Origin of the sequence: Plantactinospora endophytica, from assembly GCF_016862915.1 — a bacterium.
Classification (GTDB): Bacteria; Actinomycetota; Actinomycetes; order Mycobacteriales; family Micromonosporaceae; genus Plantactinospora; species Plantactinospora endophytica.
Map to the genome: position 1 here is coordinate 478,062 of NZ_BONW01000001.1, position 15,579 is coordinate 493,640.

Here is a 15,579-nt window from a genome sequence, read left to right on the forward strand (position 1 = left end):
GCTCATGCTCCGATCGGTCATCCTCGCCGCCTCCCGGTCAACCCGGATCGAGCGGCTCGTCGAGACGGCCCCGTTCACCCGGGACGTCGTACGCCGGTTCGTCGCCGGCACCACCACCGACGACGCGCTGCGCGCCACCCGCCAGCTCGTCGGCGACCGTCTCGCGGTCTCCATCGACCACCTGGGCGAGGACACCGTCAGCGGAGACCAGGCCGTCACCGTCCGGGACGAATACCTGGCCCTGCTCGGCGGGCTCGCCGAGGCCGGGCTCACCCCGGCGACCGAGGTCAGCGTCAAGCTGTCGGCACTGGGCCAGAAGTTCGACGAGCGGCTGGCCCGGGACAACGCGCACGCGATCTGTGCCGCCGCCTCGGCCGCCGGCACCACGGTCACCCTGGACATGGAGGACCACACCACCACCGACTCGACCCTGGACATCCTGGCCGAGCTGCGCAAGGACTTTCCGGGTACCGGGGCGGTGCTCCAGGCGTACCTGCGGCGTACCGAGGCCGACTGTCGGGAGCTGGCGACCGCCGGGTCGCGGGTGCGGCTGTGCAAGGGGGCCTACAAGGAGCCCGAGTCGGTGGCGTACCAGTCGGCGCGGGAAGTGGACAAGTCGTATGTCCGGTGCCTGAACGTCCTGCTCTCCGGGCAGGGGTACCCGATGATCGCCACCCACGACCCCCGGCTGATCGCCATCGCCGAGGACCGGTCCCGGTGGTTCGACCGTACGCCGGACCAGTTCGAGTTCCAGCTCCTCTACGGCGTACGCCCGGACGAGCAGGCCCGGCTCGCCGAGGCCGGCCACACCGTGCGCGTCTACCTGCCCTACGGCACCGACTGGTACGGCTACCTGATGCGCCGGCTCGCCGAGCGCCCGGCCAACCTGGCGTTCTTCGCCCGCGCCGTGGCCAGCCGACGCTAGGGGCCGCCTCGCGGATCTCTGGCGGGCTGCGCCTCGCGGATCTTCGGCGGGCCGCGGCAAACGCTGCCGGCCGCCCGGCCGACCGACCGTCGGAGCGACGGCAGCCACCGTCGGCGACCGGACTGGGATCGCGCCGCTCGGCCTGGCATCCTCGGACGCCATGGACTTCCACCGGGCGATGGCGGCACTACGGACCGCACTCGCCGACTCATCCCGGGCACAGGCCGCTCCCGACCTGGTCGAACAGGTCCTCGACCTGGTTCGCCCCTCGATCGGACTGGCCGTACCGGCCCGGTCCCGCAACGGTGCCGCCACGGACTCCGTCGCCGGCTGGTACGGCGGACTGCCGGGGCTGCCGGACGGGGTGCCGTGGCCGGAGCACCGGGGCCGGCCGATGACGTTGCTGGCCCAGCTCGACTGCGCCGCGCTGGCGCCGCTGCTCGGTCCGGAGTGGACGCTGCCCCGGGACGGGGTGCTGCTCTTCTTCTCCGAGGAGTGGTTCCACGCCGACTTCGGGACGGGGCCGGGTGACGACGGTTGCGCCGTGCTGCACGTACCCGCCGGTGCGCCGCGCCGGGACGCCCCGGCCGGGACCGGGGTGGTTCCGGCGTTGCCGCTGGTCGCCGCCCCGGTGCTGGCCGCTCCCGACTACACCGAGCCGGAACTCGCGGCGCTCTTCTCGGCGGACCCGATCCGGGTGATGGGCCTGGCCACCGAGATCCGCGACCGGCTGCCGACGGTACGGCACCGTGTGCTGGGCTGGCTCGACAGTCAGCTCGCCGGGCCGGCCGGCCACCGGCCACTGTTGGCGCTGGAGGCCGAGGAGGGAACCGCCTGGGGCGAGCTGGTCGGCGTCTCGTTCTGGATCGGCGGTCCGGATCTCACGGCGGGCCGGTTCTCCCGGGTACGCCGGGTGCTCGAGGTGGCCTGAGTCGGGGGTGCCTGAGTCGGGGGTGCCTGAGGCGGGGTGCCCGGGTCGACGTGGCCTGAGGCGAACGGGGGCGGGGCGGCCGGGCCGTGACCCGTGCCGCCCCGCCTCCCGGGATGTCCCTGAGGCGCATCCGGCCCGCCGAGGGTCCGATCGGCTGATCGTTGCCCCGGCGGACCGGATGCGTCCGCTTCGTCACCGGCGGTGGTCCCCGTTACCGGCTACCCGCCACCGGTCACCCGCGCCTCGGTCGTCGAGGATCAGGCGAAGCAGTTTTCGATCTTCTCGCCGGCGCAGTTGTCCGGCCGGTTCTTGCTGATCACGGTGTCGTCGTCCACCTTGACCTTGGCGTGCTCGGCGAAGAGCCCGCCGCCCTTCTTGGTGGCGTCGTTCTCGACGATCTTGCTCCGCTTCAGTTCGAGTGAACCGCCCTCGACCGCGATGCCGCCGCCGACCGAACGACCGCCGACCGCGCTGTTCTTGCTGACCTCGGTCTCCCGCACGATCACCTCGGACTTCTCGGCGAAGATGCCGCCGCCGTCGCCTCGGGTGGTGTTCTTGACGATCTTGCTGTCGTCCACCGTGAGCAGACCCTTGATGGTGGCGATACCGCCGCCGTCCTTGGTGCCGAGGTTCTTGCTGACGTGCAGCCCCCGGATCGTGAGGGTGGCGTCCTTGTTGAAGAGGCCGCCGCCGACCTTGGCGGTGTTGCCGTTGACCTCGCCGTCCCAGACCTTCGTCCGGGCCGAGACGCTGGCGATGCCGCCGCCCTCGGCCGCGTTGTTGTGCTCGAAGGCGCTCTTGGTGATGTCGGCGGCTCCCTTGTAGTTGGCGAGCCCGCCGCCGGCCTTGTCGGCGCTGTTGTTGAAGAACTCGGACTTCTCCACGGTGAGCACACCGCCGTTGAGGAGGCCACCACCGTTGCCGGCGGAGCTGTTGTCCTCGAACTTGCTCTCGTGTACGGCCAGGTGACCGTCGTTGAAGATAGCCCCGCCGCCGCCGTCCTTGGCGAGTGCGGTGCTGTCCGAGATCGTGACCCGCTTGATCGTGGCCGTGGCGCCGTGGTCGATCGAGATCGCGCCGCCTTCGTCCGCCCGCCCGTTCTCCAGGAAGACCTCGCTCAACTCCAGCTCGCCACCGTCCCGGACGGTGAAGAAGCGGAAGTCCTTGGCGTACGTGTCGCGGGTGATGGTCGCGCCCTCACCCTTGATCTTGATCGGCGCCTTGATCACCGGCAGTCCGGACCGGTCGTTGCTCTTCTTGGGGTACTTCGTGCCCTCGACGCCGCCCAGGGTCTCCGGGGCCTCGGTGCTACCGGGAACAGCGGTCGTCCCGGTGGCGCCGGTGGTACCCGTGGCGCCCTTCGCCCCGGTGGTGCCCGTGGCATCCATGGTGCTGGTGCCCTCGGCCGACTCGGACGACGGCGTGAAGTTCTTCTCGCCCTTGCCGCCCTTGCCGTTGTGCTTCTCGCCGCTGTGGTCCGAGGCGGTGAGCGTGTAGGTGCACTTCGGTGCGAGCTTGAGGGTGCCGCCACCCTCGGCGTTGGCGTGGACCAGTGCGGCGATGAGCTTGTCGGGGTCGCACGGTACGGACGTCACCTTCTCGTCCTCGCGCTTGTCCGAGCCACAGCCCTCACGGCCACCCTCGGACCCGCCGTTCCAGCCCGAGCCCTCCGAGCCCGAGCCGGTCGAGCCGGAACCCTGCCAGCCCGAGCCGTTCTCGCCGCCGCCCTGGGACCCGCCGTGCCAGCGAGTGCTGTCGGAGCCGGGAGCCTCCCCGGACCCGCTGTTCTCGCCGCCACCCTGCGAGCCGCCCTGCCAGGCGGACCCGCCTTCGGAGCCGCCCTGCCAGCCAGAGCCGCCCTCCGAGCCACTCTGCGAGCCGCCCTGGGAGCCGCCCTGCCAGCCGGAGCCGCCGTGCGACTCCTTGGAGTCCTTGTTCTCGGACTCCGCTTTCGGGTCCTTGGTCGGTCCGGCCTTGGGGTCCTTCGTCGCCGTCGGTCCGGCCTTGGGGTCCTTGGACGCCGTCGGCCCGGCCTTCGGGTCCTTGGTCGCGGTCGGCCCGGCCTTCGGGTCCTTGGACGCCGTCGGTCCGGCCTTCGGGTCCTTGGACGCCGTCGGTCCAGCCTTCGGGTCCTTGGACGCCGGTCCGGCCTTCGGGTCCTTGGGGTCCTCGGCCTTCTTGTCGTCGTGGCCCTGCCAGCCGCCACCGGGCTTGCAGTAGTCCTGCCAGTTGCCGCCCCGGGGGTCCCCGCCCTCGTGCTTGCCGTTCGGGTCCTTCGGGTCGGCCGGTCCGGCCTTCGGGTCCTTGGGATCGTGCTTGCCCGGGTCCTTGCCGCCGTCCTTGTCGTTGTCGGCGGCGACGACGGACAACTGCCCCAGGTCCACGTCTGCCAGACCCTTGTCTCCGGCCATCGTGGCCACGCCGGCCAGGCCGGCCGCGCCGACTACCAGGCTGCCGGCGACGATTCCCCCGGCTAAGAACCAGCGGGACCGCCGCCTTTTCGGCCGCGTCGTGGGCTGACCGGGATCCACGTGGCTCCCTTGGAATTCGGACATCAAGCTCCCTGCCTTTCGAATACAAGACACGGCCGCACCAACTGGGGCGCGGAGGGCCACAAATAGGTTGTAGCCACTTAACGTCACCGTACGGCCACCATCAGTGCATCGCGGGCCTATATGAAGAAAACCCACGAACCAGTGGAATTCAGGCCGCTCCACGCTCGAAAAGCGCTAACCGGATCGATGCGGGCCAGATCGTGGCAATCCAATTTCGGGCAGGAAAAGCAGGTCGTGACTTCGTCGGACGTATCGCCCTAACGTTCTGAGGCGGCCGGCCGGGGCACAATTCGTACATCGAGCACAGGGCGCCCATCCGGCGCGTTGCGGTGGTACCCGCGTGAAAGCGTCCGTATCAGGGTCAGGGTTCCTCCGGATGGCATCACGGACGCACCGTCGGGAGACTGAGCAGGTGAGTGGCCTGATCGACGACCACGTTTCGGCGATTGGTGACCGGTTGCGCGGTTCCGTCCGGTTGCGAGCGGACATTCTGGCCGAAATCAGGGACGGGCTGGTCGACGCCGCCGAGGCGTACCAGCGGGCCGGTCTGACCGGCCCGGAGGCGCAGCGGAAGGCCGTCCGGGAGTTCGGGCCGGCCCGGCAGATCGCCGCCGACCTGCAACACGTGCTGGCGGTGGCACAGGGCCGACGTACGGCGCTGCTGCTGTTCGTGGTGCTCGGCGCCCAGTACGCAGGGTCCGAGCTGTTCGGCCGGACCGGCGGCTGGCAGCAGTTGTGGGAGGGTGTCCCGCCGGGGCCGGGGTACCTGTGGCTGGCCCGGGCGACCGACGTGTTCTCCGGGCTCGCCCTGGTCGCCGCCGTCGTCGCGGCCGTCCTGCTGCGCTGGGGACTGCGGCACTTCGACATCCGGCTGGCGGCGATCCGACTGACCGCCGTACTCGCCTCGGTGGTGGTCGGGGTCGGCATGGTCTGCGGTGCACTGCTGACCGTACTGGCGCCCGGGGACGGGGGCGTGCGGGTACTGGTCGGCGGGGTGGGCTGGGCCGTCTCGTCGGCGTTGCTGCTCGCCTCGGCCCGACACTGCTGGCTGGCCGCCGCCGAGCGGCCGGACCTTCGTGTGGCGACACGAGTGGCCAGGTCGGGGGCGAGCCGCTGAGGGCCGGTTCGCACGGCTGGACGATTGGTCGTACTCTCCGGCCGTGACCGACGGGGACATCCGCCACCGCCCACCGGCCGACGACCAGCCGCCGCCCGGCTATCCATCGGCGCACCCCGGCGCCGAACCGGAACCCCACCACCGGCAGACACCCACCAGCTACGAGCCCACCAGCTACGAGCCCGCCGGCTACCAGCCGAGCGGCTACCAGCCTGGCAGCTTCCAGCCCTCGGGCTACCAGACCAGCGGCTACCAGACCGGCGGTTACCAGACCGGCGGCTACGAGCCTGGCGGCTACCAGACCGCAGGCCACGAGCCCACGGGCTACGAGCCTGGCCGGTACCAGTCGGCGCCGGTCGGGTACCAGGTGCCGCCGGCCTATCCGGTGCCGGGCGGGTACCCGGGGTCGGGCGGTTATCCGCCGCCCGGCGGTTATCCGCCACCGGCGGGGCTCGTCGCGGCACCGCGTCGCCGCCGGTGGCCGCTGTGGGTGGCCCTCGGCACCGTCATGGCACTCCTGCTCTGCGCGGCCCCGGTCGCGATCGGGGCGGTCCTGCTCGGCCGGGCCGCCGACCGTCCCGCCGACGCGTCCGGCGCGGTCGAGGCGGCGCCCAGCCCGAAGGCCGGCGACCCGGTCCCGGTCACCGGTAACTGGCTCACCGAGCAGATCGCCGGCCTGCTCGACGGGCAGGCGAAGGCGCTGCTCGGCGGCGACGAGAACGGGTACCTCGCGGTCGCCGAGCCGAACACGCCGGTCGCCCGGCAACTGCGGCGGGACTTCCGGACCCTGCGCGCGATGCGGGTCAGCAAGTGGCAGCCGGTGGTCCGGGGCAAGGTGAGCCAACTCGGTACGCCCGGCGAGTGGCGGGCCAACCTCACCGTCGCGCACTGCTTCGTGAGCCCGACCTGCGAGCCGAACGAGATCACCATGGTCACCCGGTGGAAGGACACCGCCGGCAAGCCGAGACTCTTCGCGATCGACACCGAGGAGGCCGGCGGGCCGAGCCGGCCACGCCCCTGGGAGAGCGACGAACTGGTCGCCTCGATCGGCGAGCGGACCCTGGTCGCCGCACCCCGGGCGTTCCGGGACCGGCTGCCGGACCTGCTGCGCGAGGGGGAGCGGGCGGCCAAGGTCGCCGACCGGTACGCCGTGGACGGGTCCCCGCCGGAGCGCTACCTGATCTTCTACGCCGGCCCGAACGAATGGGAACGCTGGTACGGCGGCGACCGCCCGGACTGGACCGCCGGGTACGCCGTCTCGGTCGGCGGCGACCAGTACGACCTGGTGCTCAACTCGAAAGCCGTCGTGCCGGGCCAGTACGCCGACCTGATGCGGCACGAGCTGACCCACGCCTCCTCGCTGGCCGGCGCCGGCCGGATTCCCGACGACGCCTGGTGGCTGGTGGAGGGGGTCGCCGAGCAGGCGGCGGCCGGCGGCCGGGCGGCGAGCCGGTACGACAGCCTGGCCGAGGTCGAGCGGCTGGTCGACTCCGGCTGGAACGGCGAGTTGGCGGACGTGGCGCCGAGTGGCGGCTCCGAGGACTGGCACGTCGCCGGCAGCTACGGCGTCGGTTACCTCGCCGTCCGGCACCTCGTCGACCGGTTCGGCGAGCAGAAGGTGCTCAACTTCTTCAAACTCGTGGTGCACGACAGCCGCTCCGAGGTGGACGCCTCGCGGGAGGCGTTCGGCCGGGACTGGGCGAAGCTGCACGACGAGTGCGTGGCGTACGTGAAGAAGACCGCTTCCTGACCGGAGGCGGCTCGACGGGCTCGCCGCCGCGTGGCTCGACGGCAACGACGCGTGACTCGACGGCAACGGCGTGTGGCGCGGCTACAACGGTGTGTGGTGCGGTGGCAACGGCGTGTGGCGCAGCCGCCCGCGCGTCCTGACCGGCGCGGCGGGTGGTAGCTCGTACCATGGCGGCGTGCGTCGCGCCTCTCCGCCGCGCCTGCCCGCAGCTCCGCGGCCCCGTCGTTCCGGGCTGGCCGCCGGCCTCCTCGCCTCCGCCGTCCTGTTCGGCCTCTCCGCCGCCTCCTGCGAGTCCGACGAGCAGGTCGGGCTGGCCAGTGCGGCCCGAGCCGACGTCGCCGAACTGGTCGACGCGCCGGCCAGCGTGACGGCCCGCGCTGCGGCGACCTTGAGCGCGCCCGCCGACGGCACCCTGGCCGAGCTGCGGGTCGGCCCCGGTGACCGGGTCCGGGCGGGCCGGGTGCTCGCCGTCATCGACTCGCCGTCGGCCCGGGAGCGGCTGGCCAGGGCGCGCCGGGCCCTCGACGCGGCCCGGAGCGCCGGGCGCGGGATCGGCGGCGGCGCCGACCTGGCCCGGTTGCGGCGCGGCACGGACCGGGCGGCGGACGAGGCGTTCCGGGCCGCTCGGGCCGCCGCCGGCAGGATCACCGACCCACAGGCCCGGGCCGCGCTGCTCGCCCAGGTCAGGATCGCGGAGCGGCAGTACACGGCGGCGGCCGACAGCGTGGGCGAGGCGGTACGAGCCGTGCAGCGGGGCGTCGCCGGACTCGGCTCGGCGGTACGGGCGCTCTCCGCCGCCCAGCGTCTCCAGGCCGAGCAGGCGTACGACCTGGCGAAGGCGACCGTCGACGCCCTCGTGCTGCGGGCCCCGATCGGCGGGGTGGTGCAGCTCGGCGGTCCCGCGTCGCCGGCCGGTGGCGTTCCCGCCGACGCGCTGGCCGGACTGCTCGCCGGTACCGGCGGGCTCGGTCTGCCGGCCGGGGTCGATCCGGCCGGTGGGCCCGGCGGGCGCGGCCCGACCGCACCGGTGGCCGGGGTCGACGGCGCCGTGCCGGTCGGCGGCCGGGTGAGTGCGGGTACCCCGGTGTTGACCGTGGTGGACCTGACCGACCTCGGACTGGTCGCCGAGGTGGACGAGACGGACGTGTTGCTGGTCGCCGAGGGGGTGCCGGCGAGCGTGGAACTCGACGCCGCCACCGGGGCGGAGTATTCGGCCCGGGTCCGCTCGGTCGACGTACTGCCGACCGCGTCGGCGCGGGGCGGTGTCTCGTACCGGGTGCGGTTGGCGCTCGGTCCGGGACGGTTCACCGACGGGCGGCCCGCCCCGGCTCCCCGCCCCGGGATGAGCGCGGTCGTCCGGCTCCGGGTACGCGAGGCGACCGGCGCGGTGACCGTGCCGGCGGCGGCGGTGCAGTCGGACGGAGCCAGGGACGCGGTCTGGGTGGTCCGGGAGGGGATAGCCGAACGGGTGCCGGTGACGGTCGGGGTGCAGGGGCAGGAACTGGTGCAGATCGTCAGCGGGGTGCAGCCCGGCCAGCAGGTGGTGGTCAGCGGGGCGGACCAGGTGCGGTCCGGAGAGCGGGTCCGGTGACCGGACCGCCGGTGGGCAGCTCCGAGGACGGATCATCGGGCGCGGGCGGGGTCGAACTTCGCCGACCCGGTCGCCCGGTGGCCGGTGGACCGGGCCGTCGCTCCGGCGTGGCGGTCGAGGCGGTCGACCTGGTCCGGACGTACGACCTGGGCGGCGTGTCGGTGAGCGCGTTGCGCGGTGTCTCGCTGACCATCGCCGCCGGGGACTACGTGGCGGTCGTCGGGCCGTCCGGATCGGGCAAGTCGACTCTGATGCACCTGCTCGGCGGCCTGGACCGGCCCACCTCCGGCCGGCTGGTCATCGGCGGCCGGGACGTCGCCACCCTGGACGCCGGGGAACTCGCCAGGCTGCGCAACGAGACCATCGGCTTCGTCTTCCAGTCCTTCCACCTGCTGCCCCGGACCTCGGCGGTCGACAACGTAGCGCTGCCGCTGGTCTACCGGGGGATCGGCGGGCGGCGACGGCGGGAGCTGGCGGCGGCGATGCTCGGCCGGGTGGGCCTCGGGCACCGGCTGGACCACCGGCCCAACCAGCTCTCCGGCGGGGAGCAGCAGCGGGTGGCGATCGCCCGGGCCCTGGTCACCGATCCGGTGCTGCTGCTCGCCGACGAGCCGACCGGCAATCTCGACAGCGCGACCGGCGAGTCGGTGTTGACCCTGCTGGAGGAGTTGAACGCCGACTCCGGGGTGGCGCTGGTGCTGGTGACCCACGACCGCGAGGTCGCCGGGCGGGCGCACCGGCAGGTCGTGATGCGGGACGGAGCCGTCGTCGTACCGGCAGCGGCGGAGCCGGGAGCGGAGACCGGGCCGGGTTCGGCGACGGTCGTGCCGGCGGCCCGGCGGCGGCCTGAGATAGTAGACCCCGCTCCCAGCGCGGAGCCCCGACGAGCGTCCGGAAGCGACTCGGGGCACCCGTCCGGTGGCTCCGGTGGCGCCACCGGAGCCACCGGACGCCGCGGGGTCGGCGACGAGTCGCCGGAGAGCGCGGCGAGCGCGGGGAGCCTCGGGAGCGCGGGGAGCCTGGGAGGCGCGGAGAGCGCAGGGAGCGCGGAGAGCCCGGGGAGCGCGGAGAGCCCGGGGAGCGCGGAGAGCCCGGGGAGCGCCTCGTGAGGATCGCCGAGGCGTGGCGGGTCGCGCTGGACGCGCTGGCGGCGAACCGGCTGCGAAGCATGCTCACCATGCTCGGGGTGGTGATCGGGGTGGCCGCCGTGGTGGTGCTGGTCGCCATCGGCACCGGCGCCAGGCGGGAGGTGGAGCAGCAGGTCGAGGGGTTGGGCTCGAACCTGGTCGTGGTGGTGCCCGGCCGGCTCGACTTCGGCGCGGCGCCGGCCGTCTCCCGACTGTCGCTGGCCGACGTCGAGGCGGTCAACCGGGTGGTCGGCGATCCGCGCCGGGTGGCGGTCACGGTCACCTCCGGCGAGACGGTACGCGCCGGTACCCGCTCGGCGTTCACCACCGTGCAGGGCGTACTGGAGACCACGCCCGAGGTGTTCGTCCGAAAACTCGACCAGGGCAGTTACCTGACGGCGTCCGATGTGGACACCAGTCGCCGGGTGGCGGTGCTCGGTGCCACGGTGGCCGGTACCCTCTTCGGCGACCGGGAACCGGTCGGCCAGCAGGTGGCGATCGCCGGCGTACGGTTCCGGGTGGTCGGGGTCTTCGCCCCGCTCGGCCAGAGTCTCGGGGTGGACCGGGACGACGAGGTGCACATCCCGGTGACCGCCGCGCACCGGCTCTACGGCACCCAGCGGATCGACGGCATCGCGATCAAGGCACCGGACCGGGCGGAGATCGACGCCCTCGGCGCCCGGGTCGTCGCCGAGCTGTCCCGGCGGCATCCCGACACCGAGTTCAGCGCGGTGACCCAGGAGCAGATCCTCGGCGTACTCGGCGACATCCTCGGCGTGCTGACCGGGGTGCTGGCCGCGATCGCCGGCATATCGCTGCTGGTGGGCGGTGTCGGGGTCTCCAACATCATGCTGGTCTCGGTACGCGAGCGGACCCGGGAGATCGGCCTGCGCAAGGCGGTCGGCGCCCGGCCCCGGGACATCGGGATCCAGTTCCTGCTGGAGGCGGTACTGCTGACCGCGCTCGGCGGGGTGCTCGGGATGGGTCTGGGGGTGGGCGCCGCGCTGCTGGTGGCCGCCCTCTCCCCGGTACCGGCGGTGGTCACCTGGTGGTCGCTGGCGCTCTCCTTCGGGGTCTCGGCAACGGTCGGGATCGTCTTCGGGGTGGTACCGGCGCAGCGGGCCGGGCGGTTGGACCCGGTGGTGGCACTCCGGGCCGAATGACCGTCGGCGAGCCTTTCGACCCTCCCTCCCGCTCTCTGGTCGTCAGGGGTGACGGATGGGGCGAACCGGCCCCGTCGTCCGGGTCGACGGGGTCCGGCGGGCGTTCCCAGGTGTCGACGGGCGAGTCAGTGATGATCAATTGCCCGAAGGGATCGCGTCGGTCACAGCCGTCCCGTTACCGTACTGGTAACACGCGCGTAGCTGCGGCGCGGAAGCATCCCGCCGGGCACGCGCCGGGGATTGGGATGGGTTGGTGAGCCATGGCAGGATCACCACAACCGGACAGCCGAATGCCGGAGGTCAGGTTCCTGACCGTCGCCGAGGTGGCGACGTTGATGCGGGTGTCGAAGATGACGGTCTACCGGCTGGTGCACTCCGGCGAGTTGACCGCGGTCCGGGTGGGTCGGTCGTTCCGGGTACCGGAGCACGCCGTGCACGAATATCTGCGCGGCGCCTTTCAGGAGACCGCCTGACGGCTGATCGGCGACGACGGCGGGCGCTCGGCGGGCCGGTACCGGCGCGGGACGGTCGGGGGTTCCGGAGCGCGCCGGGCGGCTCGGCGTGGGGGCGCTTTCGCCCGGCCGACGACGCAGCGCTAGTCTGGACCGCGACCGTGGCCACGTGCCGATCTGGGTGTGAACCCGTCGTGCCGGTCCGGTCCGTTGTCCAGCTCGGTAGCCGGCGGCACCCTCGGGTGACTCCGGTCCGATCAGCACGTCGCATCAGAAGGGCTGTCGTATGGGCTCGGTGGTCAAGAAGCGCCGCAAGCGCATGGCCAAGAAGAAGCACCGCAAGCTGCTGCGCAAGACCCGCGTCCAGCGTCGCCGTCTCGGCAAGTGACCCTGGCCGGGCGTTCGCCCGGCCGGCGGTGAGCCGGTCAGCTGTCGACCTTCGGAGGCCCACGTGACGACGTCGCGGCGGTCCGGGCCCGGCCCGGGTCGTCCCGCGCGGAGCGCGAGGTGACCCCCGGTAGCACCCCCGGTGCGCCGGGGGTCGTCGTGGTGACCGGAGTCAGCCGGTTCCTCGGCGCGCACGTGGCGGCGCGACTCGTCGCCGACGACCGGATCGCCCGGGTCGTCGGTCTCGACGTGCACGAACCGGCGCCCGAGATCGCCGGGCTGCTCGACGGCGTCGAGCGGGTCCGGGCCGACGCCGGTGCGGTCGGCACCATCGTCGACGAGCTGGGTGCCGACGCCGTCGTGCACCTTGCGCTGCTCACCGCCGCCGATCCGCAACACGGCGGCCGGGCGGCGATGAAGGAGCAGAACGTCATCGGCACGATGCAACTGCTCGCCGCCGCCCAGCGGGCACCCCGGCTGCGCAAGCTGGTCGTGCGCTCGTCCACCGCCGCGTACGGGGCGTCGTTCCGGGACCCGGCGGTCTTCACCGAGGACACCGAGCCCCGGGCGGTGCCGCGCGGCGGGTTCGCCCGGGACATCCTCGACATCGAGGGGTACGTCCGCGGCTTCCGTCGACGCCGTCCCGACGTCACCGCCACCGTGCTGCGCTTCGCGCCGTTCATCGGCTCGATGGCGAACACCACTCTGACCAGGTATTTCGCCCAGCCCGTGGTGCCGACCGTGCTCGGCCGGGACCCCCGGCTCCAGTTCGTGCACTTCGACGACGTGCTGGAGGTGCTGCACCGGTCGGTGGTGGAGGAGCACGCCGGGACGTTCAACGTCGCCGGGCCGGGGGTGCTGGCGCTGTCCCAGGCGATCCGCCGGGCCGGCCGGGTCGCCCTGCCGGTGGTCGAGCCGGGGCTCTCCGGCGCGGCCGGGCTCGCCCGGGTGTTCGGCTTCGGGCGGTACGGCCTCGACCAGGTCGACCTGTTCGTGCACGGCCGGGTGGTCGACACCACCAGGCTGACCAGTGAATACGGCTTCACCCCGCGCTCCACCGCCGCCGCCTTCGACGAGTTCATCGCCAGCCACACCGACGGGACGGTGCTCGGGCCGGAGCAGCTCCGGCGGGCCGAACAGGCGATCATGGACGGCGTCCGGCACACCCGGGCCACCGTCCGGGAGCGGATCGGTCAACTCGGCCAGGCCGACGGCGCCGGGCCGGTGCAGCGGGGCGACCGATGAACGCCAACGACAACGGCAACGGCCGGCGTACCGCCGATGGCAACGGCCGGAGTGCCGGGACCGGCGGGGACGGCCGGAGTGCCGCCGACGGCAACGGTCGGAGTGCGGGCACCGGCGGGGACGGTCGGAGTGCCGGTGGCGGGGACGGTCGGGGTATCGGGACCGGTGGAGACGGGGAGAACGCGGCGGTGCGGCACGACCCGGAGAGTGCGGCCGAGCCGCGGTACGGCGTACCCCCGGCGGACGACGTCGCGGAGCTGGACCGGCCGGCGCGGCGCAACGGGCACCGGCCCCGGCCGATCGGGTCGGCGGTGGCCGACCGGCCCGGGGACGTGTGGGACCGGCGGGTCGCCGCCGGGCTGGCCTTCCTGCGCCGACGGCTCTCCGGCCAGTACGAGGTCGACGAGTTCGGCTTCGACCCCGAGCTGACCGACCAGGTCTTCCATCCGGTGCTGCGCCGGCTCTACCGCGACTGGTTCCGCACCGAGGTCTTCGGCATCGAGAACCTGCCGGTCGACGGGGCCGGCCTGGTGGTGGGCAACCACTCCGGCACCGTCGCGATGGACGCGCTGGTGCTGTCGGCGGTGCTGCACGACCGGCACCCCGCGCACCGCTACCTGCGGCTGCTCGGCGCCGACCTGGTCTTCCGGATGCCGGTCGTCTCCGAGCTGGTCCGCAAGACCGGCGGCACGGTCGCCTGCAACCCGGACGCCGAGCGGCTGCTCGCCCGGGGCGAACTGGTCGGCGTCTTCCCCGAGGGGTTCAAGGGCGTCGGCAAGCTCTACGCGGACCGCTACAAGCTGCAACGGTTCGGCCGGGGCGGTTTCGTCTCCGCCGCGCTCCGTACCGGTACCCCGATCATCCCGGTGGCGATCGTCGGCGCCGAGGAGACGTACCCGATGCTCGCCGACATCAAGCCGCTGGCCCGACTGCTCAAGCTGCCGTACTTCCCGGTGACGCCGACCTTCCCGTGGCTCGGTCCGCTCGGCGCGGTGCCGCTGCCCAGCAAGTGGCTGATCGAGTTCTGCCCGCCGATCCCCACCGACCACCTGGTCGACTCGGCCGACGATCCGCTTGTCGTCTTCAACCTCGCCGACCAGGTACGCGAGACCATCCAGCAGACCCTGCACCAGTTGCTGGAGAAGCGCCCCGACCCGTTCGGCCCCTGACCCCGCCGTTCCGTCGGCCCGCGTCGAGACCCGTCCAGCCATTCACCCGTCCACCCGCTCACCGTCCACCCGTCCGGGCAGCGGGTCAGCGGGTCAGTCGGTCAGCGGGTCAGCGGGTCAGTCGGCGGCGACGCATCGCCAGGCCGGCGGTCACCGCGCCGGCCACCAGCCCGGCCGCGACGGTCGAGGGTACGGCGATCCGGGCCGCCTTCCGGCCGGTCCGGAAGTCGTGGACCGACCAGCCCCGTTCCCGGGCGTGCCGGAGCAGCGTGCCGTCCGGGTTGATCGCCACCGCCCGACCGACGGCGGAGAGCATCGGCAGGTCGTTGGCGGAGTCGCTGTACGCGGCACAGCGGTCGAGATCCAGCCCCTCCACCGCGGCGAGCTGGGCCACCGCGTCCGCCTTGGCCGGCCCGTGCATCAGGTCGCCGACCAGCCGGCCGGTGTACGCGCCGTCCCGGATCTCGGCGACGGTGCCGATCGCGCCGGTCAGGCCGAGCCGGGCCGCGATGATCCGGCCGATCTCCACCGGGGCGGCGGTGACCAGCCAGACCCGCTGACCGGCGTCCAGGTGCTGCTGGGCCAGGGCCCGGCTGCCGGCCCAGATCCGGGGCGCCATCAGCTCGTCGAAAATCTCCTCGGTGAGCCGTTCGACGTCCTCGACCCGCCAGCCCGCGACGAAGGCCAGCGCGGCCTCCTTGACCCGGGACATGCTGCCGGCGTGCTCGACGGCGAGTACCCGGAACCGGAGCTGCTGCCAGGCGAACCGGGCCAGGTCGCCGGTGGTGAGGTAGTTGCGGGCCGCCAGGCCACGGGCGAACCAGTAGATGGAGGCGCCCTGCATCACCGTGTTGTCCACGTCGAAGAAGGCGGCGGCGCAGGGGTCGGTCCGGGCCGGGGCCGTGGGTGGGGCGTCCGGTCCCGAGGCGGCCCAGCCTGCGGTGTGACCGTGCTCGTCGGTGCTGATCGTCACCTTGCGGGCCCGGGCCACGCGGGAACCTCCTCGCTACGCGTACACAGCGAGGGTAGCCGGATCGGCCCTGACGTACCCGGAGTCCGACGAGCGAGGGTAGCCGGATCGGCCCTGACGTACCCGGAGTCCGACGGTCGCCGCCCGTTCCGGGCCGAGGTGGACGTCGAACGAGGACGAGGCCGAGGCCGGTGCGC

The 15,579-nt window shown here is 73.2% G+C and carries 12 protein-coding genes and 1 pseudogene; 11 read left to right on the top strand and 2 right to left on the bottom strand.

Features of this window, described 5'->3' with window-relative positions:
- Positions 1-4 precede the first annotated feature (4 nt).
- Both Pen02_RS02155 and Pen02_RS02160 read left to right on the top strand, forming a co-directional pair.
- Positions 5-925 carry a proline dehydrogenase family protein gene (locus Pen02_RS02155; RefSeq protein ID WP_203864155.1) on the top strand — a complete coding sequence of 307 codons (921 nt, stop codon included), beginning with the start codon at positions 5-7 and terminating at the stop codon, positions 923-925.
- A 160-nt stretch (positions 926-1,085) separates the two neighbouring features.
- Positions 1,086-1,856 carry a DUF1963 domain-containing protein gene (locus Pen02_RS02160; RefSeq protein WP_203864156.1) on the top strand — a complete coding sequence of 257 codons (771 nt, stop codon included), beginning with the start codon at positions 1,086-1,088 and terminating at the stop codon, positions 1,854-1,856.
- A gap of 257 nt (positions 1,857-2,113) precedes the next feature.
- Here Pen02_RS02160 and Pen02_RS02165 read toward each other — a convergent pair whose 3' ends face one another.
- Positions 2,114-4,387, bottom strand: coding sequence for a right-handed parallel beta-helix repeat-containing protein (locus Pen02_RS02165; protein WP_203864157.1), 2,274 nt, complete (start codon positions 4,385-4,387; stop codon positions 2,114-2,116).
- 400 nt (positions 4,388-4,787) lie between these two features.
- Here Pen02_RS02165 and Pen02_RS41490 point away from each other — a divergent pair, with 400 nt between their 5' ends.
- From Pen02_RS41490 to Pen02_RS02205, 9 genes and pseudogenes are all read left to right on the top strand, one after another.
- Complete coding sequence (locus Pen02_RS41490; protein WP_275413546.1) at positions 4,788-5,528, top strand: permease prefix domain 1-containing protein; 741 nt, start codon at positions 4,788-4,790, stop codon at positions 5,526-5,528.
- A 43-nt stretch (positions 5,529-5,571) separates the two neighbouring features.
- Positions 5,572-7,278, top strand: coding sequence for a hypothetical protein (locus tag Pen02_RS41495; RefSeq protein ID WP_239139894.1), 1,707 nt, complete (start codon positions 5,572-5,574; stop codon positions 7,276-7,278).
- A 175-nt stretch (positions 7,279-7,453) separates the two neighbouring features.
- Positions 7,454-8,869, top strand: coding sequence for an efflux RND transporter periplasmic adaptor subunit (locus tag Pen02_RS02175; RefSeq protein ID WP_203864158.1), 1,416 nt, complete (start codon positions 7,454-7,456; stop codon positions 8,867-8,869).
- A gap of 107 nt (positions 8,870-8,976) precedes the next feature.
- Positions 8,977-9,744, top strand: a pseudogene (locus tag Pen02_RS02180) (ABC transporter ATP-binding protein); the annotation flags it as partial.
- Positions 9,745-9,974: 230 nt separating this feature from the next.
- Positions 9,975-11,159: an ABC transporter permease gene (locus tag Pen02_RS02185; protein ID WP_203864159.1), complete on the top strand. Its 1,185-nt coding sequence runs from the start codon at positions 9,975-9,977 to the stop codon at positions 11,157-11,159.
- Between the two features lie 260 nt (positions 11,160-11,419).
- Positions 11,420-11,632, top strand: coding sequence for a helix-turn-helix domain-containing protein (locus Pen02_RS02190; protein ID WP_203864160.1), 213 nt, complete (start codon positions 11,420-11,422; stop codon positions 11,630-11,632).
- 265 nt (positions 11,633-11,897) lie between these two features.
- On the top strand, positions 11,898-11,999 hold the full coding sequence (locus tag Pen02_RS02195; RefSeq protein ID WP_007465623.1) for a 30S ribosomal protein bS22: 102 nt from the start codon (positions 11,898-11,900) through the stop codon (positions 11,997-11,999).
- A 119-nt stretch (positions 12,000-12,118) separates the two neighbouring features.
- Positions 12,119-13,243: an NAD-dependent epimerase/dehydratase family protein gene (locus tag Pen02_RS02200; protein WP_203864161.1), complete on the top strand. Its 1,125-nt coding sequence runs from the start codon at positions 12,119-12,121 to the stop codon at positions 13,241-13,243.
- A gap of 299 nt (positions 13,244-13,542) precedes the next feature.
- The gene (locus tag Pen02_RS02205) at positions 13,543-14,412 is read left to right on the top strand and encodes a lysophospholipid acyltransferase family protein (protein WP_203864332.1); all 870 of its coding nucleotides are present in this window, start codon (positions 13,543-13,545) and stop codon (positions 14,410-14,412) included.
- Positions 14,413-14,521: 109 nt separating this feature from the next.
- Here the strand turns inward: Pen02_RS02205 and Pen02_RS02210 are convergent, their stop codons facing one another.
- Entirely contained in the window at positions 14,522-15,403 is an 882-nt protein-coding gene (locus Pen02_RS02210) for an HAD family hydrolase (RefSeq protein ID WP_203864162.1), read from the bottom strand.
- Positions 15,404-15,579: the final 176 nt, after the last annotated feature.

Excerpts from the sequence above, each read along its gene's own strand:
- Pen02_RS02195 (WP_007465623.1), top strand. The coding sequence starts at position 11,898 with ATGGGCTCGGTGGTCAAGAAGCGCCGCAAGCGCATGGCCAAGAAGAAG.
- Pen02_RS41490 (WP_275413546.1), top strand. The coding sequence starts at position 4,788 with ATGGCATCACGGACGCACCGTCGGGAGACTGAGCAGGTGAGTGGCCTG.
- Pen02_RS02155 (WP_203864155.1), top strand. The coding sequence starts at position 5 with ATGCTCCGATCGGTCATCCTCGCCGCCTCCCGGTCAACCCGGATCGAG.
- Pen02_RS02160 (WP_203864156.1), top strand. The coding sequence starts at position 1,086 with ATGGACTTCCACCGGGCGATGGCGGCACTACGGACCGCACTCGCCGAC.
- Pen02_RS02190 (WP_203864160.1), top strand. The coding sequence starts at position 11,420 with ATGGCAGGATCACCACAACCGGACAGCCGAATGCCGGAGGTCAGGTTC.